The sequence below is a fragment of the Micromonospora sp. NPDC002575 genome, from assembly GCF_042889525.1.
Taxonomy (GTDB): Bacteria; Actinomycetota; Actinomycetes; order Mycobacteriales; family Micromonosporaceae; genus Micromonospora; species Micromonospora carbonacea.
On record NZ_JBIARA010000015.1, the window covers coordinates 213,886 to 225,968 of the forward strand.

Consider the following 12,083-nt stretch of genomic DNA (forward strand, 5'->3'; position numbering starts at 1 on the left):
GGTGACCGGCGATCCCCCCGGCGGCCCACCGCCGCACCCGCCCGGGCAGCACCCGCCCGGCCCACCGCCGCACCCGCCCGCGCCTGCGCCGTTCCCGCCCGCGGCGGTGGCTGCTCACCCGCCCGGGCCCCTGGAGCCGTGGCCGGCGACCGTGCGCTGGCAGGCGGTCTCCGCCGACCTGATCTGGGTCGAGCTGCTGCGCCTGGCGGCGCTGCTCGGGGTGGTGCTGCTCGGGCTGGCGATCGGCTGGGCGGTGAGCGGGCACTGGCTGTTCGGGGCGGGGATCGGCGCGGTCGTGCTGGCCGGGGCGTGGCGGGTCGTCACGATCGTCCGGGCGGTGCACGCCTGGGGGTACGCCGAGCGGGAGAACGACCTGCTCGTCCGGCACGGGCTGCTGGTCCGCCGGCTGTCCATCGTGCCGTACTCGCGGATGCAGTTCGTCGACGTCAGCGCGGGCCCCCTGGAGCGGGCGTTCGACCTGGCGACGGTGCAGTTGCACACGGCCGCGGCGGCCAGCGACGCCCGGGTGCCGGGCCTGCGCCCGGCGGAGGCGGCGCGGCTGCGCGACCGGCTCACCGCCCTCGGCGAGGACCGCGCGGAGGGCCTGTGACCCACCCCGGCCCCGAGCTGCCCCGCCCGGCGACCGACGCGCCGCCGACGCCGCACGACCACCCGGCCGCCGCGGCGTCGCACGACGACCAGCCGACGCCCCACGCGCCGCCGGCACCCCACGACCACCCGGACGGCGGCGCGGAGCCCCGGCGGCGGCTGCACCCGCTGAGCCCGGCCCTGCACGGGGCCAAGTCGCTGGTCGTGGTCGTCGCGGGCCTGTCCTGGTCGACGCTGTCGCGGGTCGGCTTCGGCTGGTTCGCGGCGATGGCCACGGTGCTCGCCCTCGGCGCGACGGTGCTCGCGGTGGTGAGCTGGTACAACACGGGCTACCACGTGGTCGGCCGGGAACTGCGCGTCTACGAGGGGCTGCTGTGGCGGCGCACCCGGGCCATCCCGCTGGAGCGCCTCCAGGCCGTCGAGGTGGTCCGGCCGCTGCTCGCCCAGCTCACCGGCCTGGCCGAGCTGCGGCTGGAGGTGGTCGGCGGCGGCAAGACCGAGGCACCGCTGGCATACCTCGGGGTGGCCGAGGCCGGCGCCCTGCGGCGGCGGCTGCTCGCGCTCGCCGGCCCGGGGCCGCACCCGGGGGCAGCCGCGGCGCAGCCGTCCGCCTCGGCCGAGCCGGCGGTCTCCCCCGTGCCGCCCGGGCGCGCCCTGCACGCCGTGGCCAACCGGGACCTGCTGGTCAGCCAGCTACTCACCCCGCAGGCGTTCCTGCTCCCCTTCGGCGTGGCCTTCGTCGTGGCGCAGTTCCTCTCCGAGGGCTCGTGGTCGTTCATCGCGGTGGCGAGCACGATCACCGCGATGGCCGGCGTGCTGCTGCAACCGATCCGCCGGGTCCTCGACGACTGGAACTTCCGGCTGGCCCGTGACGAGGGCATGCTGCGGGTCCGCAACGGCCTGCTGGAGACCCGGGCGCAGACGGTGCCGCTGAACCGGGTGCAGACGGTCGGGGTGACCTGGCCGCTGCTCTGGCGGGCCAAGGGCTGGCTGCGGCTGCGCCTGGAGGTCGCCGGCTACTCCGGCGGCGAGGCCGACGACCGGAACCGGCCGGACCGGCTGCTGCCGGTGGGCGACCAGGGCACGGGCGAGCGGATCGTCGCGGAGGTGCTGCCGGGGGTGCGGCTGGGCGGGCTGGCGACCGGGCTCCCGCCGGCCCGGGCCCGGTGGCTGCGCCCGCTGGGCTGGCGGGCGGTCGGCGCCGGGCTCGACGAGCGGGCCTTCGCCGCCCGGTCCGGCCTGCTCACCCGGCAGCTCACCGTCGTGCCGTACGCCCGGATCCAGAGCGTGCGGGTGACCCAGGGCCCGGCGCAGCGGCGGCTGCGGCTGGCCACCGTGCACGCCGACACGGCGGGCGGCGCGGGCGTCGCCGCCCTCGATCGCGACCTCGACGAGGCGTGGTGGCTGGCGGCTGAGCTGACCGCCCGGGCGCACGCCGCCCAGCGGGCGGGCTGAGCCGGAGCGCGCGGCCGGGCCGGCGGCGGCTCAGCGGGTCGCCGGCACCGCCGGCGGGTCGGCGACGGGTTCGGCGGGCTCCGCGCCGCGCGGCCCGCCGCCGGCCGGCCCCAATCCGGGGGTACGCCGGGCCCGGCGCGCCGCCCACCAGCGCTCGCCCAGGCCGACGGCCAGGAAGGTCAGCCCCACGTACGCCCAGCCGACCAGCACGTCGATGACGTAGTGCTCGCCGGAGTAGACCAGGGTGAACGTCATCGCCAGCGGGTACGCCAGCAGCAGCGGCCACCACCGGCGGCGGGCCGAACGGAGGAAGAACACCACCACGAACAGGGCGAACGCGGTGTGCAGCGACGGCATCGCGGCCACCGGGTTGGACGCGATCTGCCCGGCGTTGAGCAGGTTGCCGGCGCCGTGCATGCCGAACGCCTTCCAACCCCGGGTGGAAATCCGGGCCACCTCGCTGAGCAGGCCATTCTGCGCCGCCCACCAGGGCGGGGCCGCCGGGTAGAGGAAGTAGGTGACCAGCCCGGACGCGCACAGGAACCCCCAGCGGCGCATGAACGCCGCCCAGCGACCCCGGTCGCGCAGCCAGAGCACGGCGGCGGCGGCGAGCGCCACCACGAAGTGCGAGAAGTACACCCAGCTCGCCGCCACGTCCCACCAGCGCACCTCGGGGCGGTAGAGGTGCTCCTGCAACCAGACGGTCGGCACCTGGCCGCCGGTGGCCCAGCCGAACATGAACCGGTCGGCGACGATCAGCTCCATCGCGTGCGGGGTGGCCCCGTTGTCGGCGAACCCCCGGGACAGGTTGTAGACGGCGAGCAGCAGCACCACGGGCACCCAGTCGCGGGCGAAGCGCAGGTGGCTGCGCCACGGGCGACGGGAGTTCCAGGCGATGGTGGCCGCCCAGATCCACAGGAACGCGTACGCCGGGTCGGTGGGCAGGCCGATGAGCAGCCAGCCGGCGACGAAGGCGACGGCCCAGGCCGCCATGGCGACCACGCGGCGACGGCCGCCGTCGGGCGGGGCCGGTGGTCCGGTGGGGGCGGGGGGCGGGGGGTCAGTCACGACGGCCATCGCCGTCCAGGTTAACGGCGGCGGCCTTCCCGCCGACGGCGGCACCCCGGCCCGTCGGAGCACGGCGCCCCCTGCCGGTCGACGGCGCCCCGGCCGATGCGCGGCGACGGCCCTGCTCGCGTCGCGGCGGCGGCCCCGCCCGATGCGCGGCGACGCCGGAACGGCGGACGCCGACCACCTAGGCTGTGCCCATGCAGGAGCAGTCGGAGCATTCCCTCGCGCCGGGCCGGTCCGCCCGGGTCGAGCTGACCGTGACCGACGCCGACACCGCGCGGGCCGCCGGCTCCGGCGACGTCGCGGTGCTGGGCACCCCCCGGGTCGTCGCGCTGGCCGAGGCCGCCACGGTGGCGGCGACGGCCGGGGCGCTGCCGCCCGACGGCACGACGGTCGGCACCCGGGTCGAGCTGGACCACCTCGCCCCCACGCCGGTCGGGCGGACGGTGGTCGCGCAGGCCCGGCTCACCGACGTCGACGGGCGGCGGCTCGGCTTCGAGGTGACGGTCACCGACGACGACGGCCGGAGCGTGGCGCGGGGGCGGGTGGAGCGGGTGCTTGTCGACCGGCAGCGCTTCGTCGCCCGGGCCACCGGCGCGCCGGCCGGGGCGGGCACGCCGTGACGCCGCGGTTCGTCGAGGTCGCCGACCGGGTGTACGTGCTGCGCGAGCCGCTGCTCGACGTCAACGTCACGCTGGTCGTCGGCGACGGCGCGGCGCTGGTGGTGGACACCCTCTCCACCGCCGGCCAGGCCGCCGAGCTGGTCGCCGCCGCCCGCGCGGTCACCCCGCACCCGTGGACGATCGTGAACACCCACCACCACTTCGACCACTGCTTCGGCAACGCCGTCGTCGCCGGTGACCCGGCCCGTCCGGTCTACGCGCACGAGGTCGCCGCCGTGGCGCTTCGGGACCGCCCCGACGAGGTGCGCCGGGCCGCGTACGAGGAGATGCGCGCCGACCGGCCGGAGCTGGCCGCCGAGCTGGCCGGCGCCCGGCTGCTGGCCCCGACGCACGTCGTGCGTGCGGAGACGGTGCTGGACGTGGGCGGCCGGCGGGTGGTGCTGCGCCACCCGGGCCACGGGCACACCGACGCCGACCTGGTGGTGCACGTGCCGGACGCGGACGTGCTGGTCGCCGGGGACCTGGTGGAGCAGAGCGGCCCGCCCGCGTTCGAGGAGTCGTACCCGTTGCAGTGGCCGGACACGCTGGCCGAGGTGCTCCGGCTCACGACGCCGGGCACGGTGGTCGTGCCGGGGCACGGCGAGCTGGTCGACCCGGAGTTCGTCCGGGCCCAGCACGGGCAGTTGGCCGAGCTGTCCTGGCTGATCCGGGCCGGCCACACCGGCGGGGCCCCACCGGAGCGGGTGGCCGCCGAGGCGCCCTTCGGCGCCCGCGCCGCCCTCACCGCCGCCCGCCGCGGCTACGCCGAACTAGACGGCCCCCCCTAACCCACCCCGGCACCCACCCCGCCCCGCCCAGCCCGGCCCCGCCTCGCCCCGCCCCGCCCCGCCTCGCCTTGCCTCGCCCGGTGATCAAGAGCTTTGCGTCACTTTTGAGATCAACTCTGACGCTTTTCTCTTGATCACCGGGGCGGTGGCGGGGCGGGCGCGGGGGCGAGGGGGCAGGGCGGGGGGGTGGGAGCGGGCGGGGGGTGGGAGCGGGCGGGGGGTCAGGGGGGTCAGGTGGGGAAGCGGGTCAGGACCTCGGCGCGGGTGGGCATGGCGACCGCGCCGCCCGGCGACTCGCAGACCAGGCCGGCCACCCGCAGCGCGAACGCGACCCGGCGGTGCCAGTCGGCGGGATCGGTGGGTTCCCCGTCGACCAGCAACTCGGCGACGAGCGCCCCCATCACCGAGTCGCCCGCGCCCGTGGCGTCCACCGCGTTCACCTTCGGCGCGGGCACGCGTACCGGATCGGCGTTGGCGGCGGCGACCACCGCGCCGTCCGCGCCGAGGGTGACGACGACGGTGGCCGCCCCCAGCTCACGCAGGTGCGTTGCGACGCCCTCGACCGGCTCGCCGGGGTAGAGCAGCTCCGCGTCGGCGGTGCTGAGCTTGACCAGGTGGGCGGAGGCGGCGAACTCCGCGACCGTCCGGCGCAGGGCGGCCAGCGCGGCGGGGCCGTCGAGCAGCCGGGGCCGGACGTTCGGGTCGAACACCCGCAGCCCGCCCGCGAGGGACCAGGCCCGGCGCGCGGCGGCCAGGACGCCCGGGGACAGCAGCACGATCGATCCGCAGTAGAGCACGTCGGCGCCGGCGACCAGGTCGACGTCCAGGTCGTCGGCGGTGAGCAGCCCGTACGACGGCGGTTCGCCGTAGAAGCGGAAGTCCGGCTCCGCGCCGGTGTGGGTGGCCACCGCCAGGGCGGTCGCCGCGGGCACGGTGACCGCCCCGGCCAGCCCGACGCCCGCGCCGGTCAGGAAGGCGCGGATCCGGTCGGCGAGCGCGTCGTCGCCGAGCGAGCCGACGAACTGCACCGCCCCGCCGAGCCGGGCCACCCCGACGGCGACGTTGAGCGGGCCGCCGCCGATCGCCTGCCGGAAGACGGGCTGGCCGTCGCACTCCGCGTCGAGCAGGTCGATCAGTGCCTCGCCGAGCACCGCCGCGTATCCCATCGTGGTCCTTCCGTCGCCTCCGCTGCCGTACCCCGATCCTTTCCTACGCGGCGGCGACGCCGGCACCGAACCCCCACCTGACGGGGCCACGGCCTGGAAGACGCCCGGATATCATCGACAGTCAACTATTGCGGCGGTCGGCTTCGGCGTGGTGTGATGACGCTGCCGGTCGATGCGAGGGGCTGTCGCGTCCGCCGGCGCCGGGAGAGAGCCAGCGCGAGGGGCACACCGGTCCGCCGAGGCGGACCGTCGGTGACGCGCGCCGTCGGCCCACGGGCATGGGCGCGGCACCGCGATCGTGACATCCGCTCGTCGCAGCGGAACGGCCGGTGCGGTCGTTCCGCGAGTCAGGAGAACCCCGTGACCCGTTCCCGCACGGCCGCGCTGCTCATCGCGGCCGCCACCCTCGCCGCGGGTGCCGCCACTGTGATGGCCAGCCCCGACCCGGCAGCCGCACACGGCGCATCGATGACCCCCGGCGCCCGGACCTACCTCTGCTGGAAGGACGGCCTCGCCCCCACCGGCGAGATCAAGCCGAACAACCCGGCCTGCTCGGCCGCGGTCGCTCAGAACGGGGCCAACTCGCTTTACAACTGGTTCAGCGTGCTGCGCTCGGACGCCGGCGGGCGCACCGTCGGCTTCATCCCCGACGGCAAGCTGTGCAGCGGCGGCAACACCAGCTTCAGCGGCTACGACGCGGCCCGCACCGACTGGCCGCTGACCCACCTGACGGCCGGCGCCCGGTTCAACTTCACGTACAGCAACTGGGCCCACCACCCGGGCACCTTCTACTTCTACGTGACGAAGAACAGCTGGAGCCCGACCCGGGCCCTGGCCTGGAGCGACCTGGAGGAGCAGCCCTTCCTCACGGTGACCAACCCGCCGCAGAGCGGTGGGCCGGGCACCAACGACGGGCACTACTACTTCAGCGGCAACCTGCCCTCGGGCAAGAGCGGCCAGCACATCATCTACTCGCGCTGGGTCCGCTCGGACAGCCAGGAGAACTTCTTCGGCTGCTCGGACGTCGTCTTCGACGGCGGCAACGGCCAGGTGACCGGCATCGGCCAGGGCGGCACCCCGAACCCGACCACCCCGGCGCCCACCACCCCCGCGCCCACCACGCCGGCCCCGACGACGCCGGCCCCCACCACCCCCGCCCCGACGACGCCGCCGCCGGCCGGCGGCGACTGCATGGCGACCTACAAGGTGGTCAGCTCCTGGTCCGGCGGGTTCCAGGGCGAGGTGACCATCATGAACCACGGCTCGACGCCCTTCGCCGGCTGGAAGGCGACCCTGACCTGGCCGACCGGCCAGACCATCAACAGCCTGTGGAACGGCACGTACACCACGTCCGGGTCGACGGTGACGGTCACCAACAGCCCCTACAACGGGACGGTCGCCCCGGAGGGGACGACCACCTTCGGCTTCGTCGCCAGCAGCAGCGGCCAGAGCTCGCTGCCGACGGTGAGCTGCACCCGGGTGTGATCCCGCGCCCGACCGCCGGCTGAGCCGGCGACGCCAAGCAGAAGGGCCCCCGCCGTCGGCGGGGGCCCTTCCTCGTGCGCTCAGTGGCGTGCGGCGGGCGCCCTCACCGGACCATGGAGCCGACGACCGGCTTCGTCAGCAGCGCCGACTGGTTGCGCTGGATGCCCGGATCGAGCGTCTTGGCCACGAAGATCGCGTGCCAGATGCAGAAGATCAGCACCGTCCACACCTTGCGGGAGTGGTCGGCCTCCTCCCGCTTGTGCTCCTCCAGCAGCCGCATCGCGTACGACAGGTCGATCAGCTCGCCCGCGCCGGAGTTGGACAGCACCCAGCGGGCCCACTCGTACATCTCGCCGCGCAGCCAGACCCGCGTCGGGGTGGGGAAGCCCAGCTTCTTACGGTTGACGATGGCCGGCGGCACGACGCCCTGGAGCGCCTGGCGCATGGCGTACTTGGTGGCGTCGGAGCGCGGCGGGAGCTTCAGGTCCACCGGGATGGTGGCCGCCACGTCGAACACCTCCTTGTCGAGGAACGGCACCCGCACCTCCAGCGAGTGCGCCATCGAGATCCGGTCGGCCTTGACCAGGATGTCGCCGCGCAGCCAGGTGTAGAGGTCGACGTACTGCATCTTGGTGACGTCGTCGAGCTCGGTGCACTCGGCGTAGATCGGGGCGGTGACGTCGGTGTAGCGCACCGAGGGGTCGTAGCGGCGCAGCAGGTGCTGCTTCTCCTCCTCGGTGAACATCCGGGCGTTGCCGTAGTAGCGCTGCTCGATCGGGGTGGTGCCGCGCTCCAGGAAGCTCTTGCCCTTGACCCCCTGCGGGATGGCCTTGGAGACCGCGCGCAGCCCCTTCTGCACCCCGCCGGGCAGGCCGTTGACCGTGCCGAGGGACAGCGGCTCCCGGTAGATGGTGTAGCCGCCGAAGAACTCGTCGGCGCCCTCGCCGGAGAGGACCACGGTGACGTGCTCGGCGGCCTTCTTCGCCACGAAGTACAGCGGCACGAGCGCCGGGTCGGCCACCGGGTCGTCGAGGTGCCAGACGATCTTCGGCAGCGCGTCGATCATGTCCTGCGGCCCGATCTTGGTCGGGATCGTGGTCACGTCGAGGTGCCGGGCCGAGTCCTGGGCGACGTCGATCTCCGAGTACCCGGGAACGTCGTAGCCGACGGTGAAGGTGAGGATGTGCGGGTTGAACTCGCGGGCCAGCGCCACCACGGCGGTGGAGTCGATGCCGCTGGACAGGAACGAGCCGACCGGCACGTCCGAGCGCATGTGCATCCGGACGCTCTCCCGCAGCGTCTCCCGGATCTGGTGGTAGAGCCGCTGCTCGTCGGCGACCGGGGTGGGCCGGAACACCGGGCGGTACCACCGGCGCACGTCGATCCGGCCGCCCGGGGTCCAGGTGAGGTACTCCCCCGACCCGATCCGGCTGATCCCCTGGTGCAGCGTGCCGGGCTCCGGCACGTACTGGAGGGTCAGGTAGTGGCTGAGGTTGGCCGTGTCGATGCCGGCGTCCCCGGCGTACGCCGACTGGGCGAACGGCAGCAGCGCCTTCTTCTCGGAGGCTAGGTAGAGCCCGTCGGCGGTCTCCAGGTAGTGCAGCGGCTTGATGCCGAAGTTGTCGCGCGCGCCGAACGCCCGGCGCTCCTGCCTGTCCCAGATGACGAAGGCGAACATGCCGCGCAGCCGGGTGAGCACCTGCTCGCCCCAGTAGTGGTAGCCGGCGACGATCACCTCGCCGTCGCCGGCGGTGGCGAACTGGGCGCCGAAGTTGCGCACCAGCTCGTCGCGCAGCTCGATGTAGTTGTAGATCTCGCCGTTGAAGGTCAGCAGGTAGCGCCCACCCGCGTACGGCAGCGGCTCGTGGCTGGACGCCACGTCGATGATCGCCAGGCGCTTGTGCGCGAAGACCCCGTCGGCGTACTGGCCGCTTGCGTCGCCGACCACCTCGACCCCGGTTTCGTCCGGTCCGCGGTGGTGCAGGCATTCCAACGCCCCCGCGATGTGGTCGCGGTGGGCGGCGGCGTTGCCGTTAGCGCTGAAGAAGGCCAGAAGTCCGCACATGGTGGTCATCTTTCCACGCGACGCGGGCGGCCGTCGCGGGCACCGCAGGGTCTCCGCCCGCGCCTGCGCCGGGGTACCGTCTGGACCAGCGACGAGGCGGAGGGAGCGGACCATGAGCGAGGACCGGACGGACGGCCAGCCGGCGGACGGCACCGAGTCGCACGACCCGGATTTCCCGGAGGCGTTCCTGTCGTTCATGCGCCAGGGATGGCGGGACACGACCCTGCCGGTCGGCCCCCGGGTGGAGGTGCCCAACCACGCCAAGCGGCGGGCCGCGCTCTCCGCGGCCTTCCCGGGCGAGACGCTGGTCATCCCCACGGGCGGGGAGAAGACCCGCGCCAACGACACCGAGTACCGGTTCCGGCCGGGCAGCGACTTCGCGTACCTGACCGGCGACCACGACCCGGACAGCGTGCTCGTGCTGCGCCCGAACGGCTCGGGGCACGACCCGGTGCTCTACGTGCGGCCCCGCTCCTCGCGGGACAACGACGAGTTCTTCCGCAGCCGGCACGGCGAGCTGTGGGTGGGCCGGCGGCACACCCTCGCGGAGAAGTCGACCGAGCTGGGCCTGCCCACGGCCGACCTGGCCGAGCTGGACGCGGCGCTGGCCGACCTGGCCCCGGCGCGCACGCGGGTGCTGCGCGGCTTCGACGCCCGCGTCGACGCGGCCGTGCGCCCGTATGACGGGCCCCGGAAGGAGGGCCAGCCGGCCCGCGACCGGGAGCTGGCCATCGCGATCTCCGAGCTGAAGCTGGTCAAGGACGAGTGGGAGATCGCCCAGCTCCAGGACGCGATCGACGCCACCGTGCGCGGCTTCGAGGACGTGGCCCGGGTGCTGCCGGCCGACCGGGGCGTCTCGGAGCGGCTGCTGGAGGGCGTCTTCGCGCTGCGCGCCCGGCACGACGGCAACGACGTCGGCTACGGCTCGATCGTCGGGGCCGGCGAGCACGCCACGATCCTGCACTGGGTGCACAACCACGGCGTCACCCGGCCGGGCGAGCTGCTGCTGATGGACATGGGCGTGGAGAACCGCAACCTCTACACCGCCGACGTCACCCGGGTGCTGCCGGTCGGCGGCCGGTTCACCCCGCTGCAACGCCAGGTCTACGACATCGTGTACGCCTCGCAGCAGGCCGGCATCGACGCGGTCCGGCCGGGCGTGGCGTTCAAGGACGTGCACCGCACCTGCATGCGGGTGCTCGCCGAGGGGCTGCACGAGCTGGGCCTGCTGCCGGTGAGCGTGGACGAGGCGATGGACGAGAAGTCGACGGTCTACCGTCGGTGGACGCTGCACGGCTTCGGGCACATGCTCGGCATCGACGTGCACGACTGCTCGAACGCCCGCAAGGAGGCGTACCGCGACGGCGCGCTCGGCGAGGGCTACGTGCTCACCGTGGAGCCGGGGCTCTACTTCCAGCCCGAGGACGACCTGGTCCCGGAGGAACTGCGCGGCATCGGCATCCGGATCGAGGACGACGTGCTGGTCACGGCGACCGGCGCGGTCAACCTGTCGGCGGGGCTGCCGCGCCGGGCCGACGAGGTGGAGACCTGGCTGGCCGAGCAGCGCGAGGCGGGCCCCCGCCTGCCCGGCTGACCGCTTCGGCCACCGACGGGCCCAGTCGTGGGCGTGTGACGGCTCGACCCGTCGACGCGTCCGCGGCGGGGCCCGTCGCCGTGTGACGCCCCTTCCACCCGACACCGTTGATGCCCCTTTCAGGGGCAATGCGGGTTTTACTCGGATATGAACTCCTCGCGAGGAAACTTCTCATACGGTGGGCATCAGAACGCTGCAACCGATTTGTAGCTGGTCGCGCCCCTTCGGGAGGTGCGGCCCCTTCTGGTAGCAGGAAAGGGCGGAAGGCTCTGATGTCCCACGACGAAACGACTCCCGACGGCGGGATGCACACCGTCCCGCCGGCACCGGTGAAGAGGCGGCGGGCGCTCTGGGTCGCCACCGGCGTGGCCGGCCTGACCGGCGTCGTCGGCCTGGCGGCGCTCGGCGGGCTGGCCGCCCGCGACGACCCGTCCGACGACGGGCAGCGGCTGTCCGACCAGCACTCCGCGACGGCCCGGCAGAACGTCAGCGACGCCGACCGGGCGCAGGACGGTGACAGGAAAGCCGACGAGGACGCCGGACGGCACGGCGGCCAGGACCCCGGCGAGCAGGACGACCGGTCCGGGCAGGACGACTGGTCCGCCGGGGGCGGCGGGCCCGAGGGCAGGGGCGAGGGCCGCAGGGACGGCGAGCAGGCCCGGGCGCAGGAGGTGCCGTGCAACCCGGACGGGTTGATCGCGGCGATCACCCGGGCCAACGCCGACAACGGCGGCACCCTGAAACTGGCCCGGGGCTGCACCTACACCCTCACCGCCAACAACGGCCCCGGCGGCAGCGGACTGCCACCCATCACCCAGAACATCACCATCAACGGCCAGGACTCCACCCTCACCCGCGCCGCCAACGCGGCCCCGTTCCGCTTCTTCGACGTCGTCTCCGGCGGCCACCTGCGCCTGACCGACGTCACCCTCACCGGCGGCGAGGCACCCCAGGGCGGCGCGATCCGGGTCGCCTCCGGCGGTGCGGCCGACCTGGAGAAGGCGAAACTGGTCGACAACAACGCCCTGACCGGCACCGGCGGTGCCATCGACAACGCCGGCACCACCACGCTGGGCCACAGCACCGTGACCGACAACACCGCCGTCCTGGCCGGCGGCGGCATCAACAACACCGGCCTGCTCACCATCAACGACTCGACGATCGCCGGCAACGTCGCCGGGGCCGCAG

Annotated in this window: 9 protein-coding genes and 1 pseudogene; 7 read left to right on the top strand and 3 right to left on the bottom strand. The window is 74.5% G+C overall.

Translation table 11 applies throughout. From position 1 onward, the window contains the following. Position 1: 1 nt before the first annotated feature. On the top strand, positions 2-610 hold the full coding sequence (locus ACFYWL_RS22410) for a PH domain-containing protein (RefSeq protein ID WP_386975641.1): 609 nt from the start codon (positions 2-4) through the stop codon (positions 608-610). Then, on the top strand, positions 607-2,064 hold the full coding sequence (locus ACFYWL_RS22415; RefSeq protein WP_386975643.1) for a PH domain-containing protein: 1,458 nt from the start codon (positions 607-609) through the stop codon (positions 2,062-2,064). The genes ACFYWL_RS22410 and ACFYWL_RS22415 overlap by 4 nt, the downstream gene beginning before the upstream one ends. 30 nt (positions 2,065-2,094) lie before the next feature. Here the strand turns inward: ACFYWL_RS22415 and ACFYWL_RS22420 are convergent, their stop codons facing one another. Further along, positions 2,095-3,141: a phosphatase PAP2 family protein gene (locus ACFYWL_RS22420; protein ID WP_386975644.1), complete on the bottom strand. Its 1,047-nt coding sequence runs from the start codon at positions 3,139-3,141 to the stop codon at positions 2,095-2,097. Between the two features lie 191 nt (positions 3,142-3,332). On the opposite strand from ACFYWL_RS22420, the gene ACFYWL_RS22425 reads away from it, so the two are divergent. After that, entirely contained in the window at positions 3,333-3,758 is a 426-nt protein-coding gene (locus ACFYWL_RS22425; RefSeq protein ID WP_386975646.1) for a thioesterase family protein, read from the top strand. Next, positions 3,755-4,585, top strand: coding sequence for an MBL fold metallo-hydrolase (locus ACFYWL_RS22430; RefSeq protein ID WP_386975648.1), 831 nt, complete (start codon positions 3,755-3,757; stop codon positions 4,583-4,585). Before ACFYWL_RS22425 ends, ACFYWL_RS22430 begins: the two co-directional genes overlap by 4 nt. A gap of 230 nt (positions 4,586-4,815) precedes the next feature. Here ACFYWL_RS22430 and ACFYWL_RS22435 read toward each other — a convergent pair whose 3' ends face one another. Continuing rightward, a complete protein-coding gene (locus ACFYWL_RS22435) occupies positions 4,816-5,751 on the bottom strand; it encodes a PfkB family carbohydrate kinase (protein WP_386975651.1) in 936 nt (311 codons plus the stop codon). Positions 5,752-6,111: 360 nt separating this feature from the next. On the opposite strand from ACFYWL_RS22435, the gene ACFYWL_RS22440 reads away from it, so the two are divergent. Next, a complete protein-coding gene (locus ACFYWL_RS22440; RefSeq protein ID WP_386975653.1) occupies positions 6,112-7,236 on the top strand; it encodes a lytic polysaccharide monooxygenase in 1,125 nt (374 codons plus the stop codon). A 103-nt stretch (positions 7,237-7,339) separates the two neighbouring features. Here the strand turns inward: ACFYWL_RS22440 and asnB are convergent, their stop codons facing one another. Continuing rightward, complete coding sequence (gene asnB / locus ACFYWL_RS22445) at positions 7,340-9,301, bottom strand: asparagine synthase (glutamine-hydrolyzing) (RefSeq protein WP_386975655.1); 1,962 nt, start codon at positions 9,299-9,301, stop codon at positions 7,340-7,342. Between the two features lie 112 nt (positions 9,302-9,413). Between asnB and ACFYWL_RS22450 the strand changes: the two genes are divergently transcribed. After that, a complete protein-coding gene (locus tag ACFYWL_RS22450) occupies positions 9,414-10,895 on the top strand; it encodes an aminopeptidase P family protein (RefSeq protein WP_386975657.1) in 1,482 nt (493 codons plus the stop codon). A gap of 272 nt (positions 10,896-11,167) precedes the next feature. Further along, positions 11,168-12,083 (top strand): annotated as a pseudogene (locus ACFYWL_RS22455) (hypothetical protein); the annotation flags it as partial.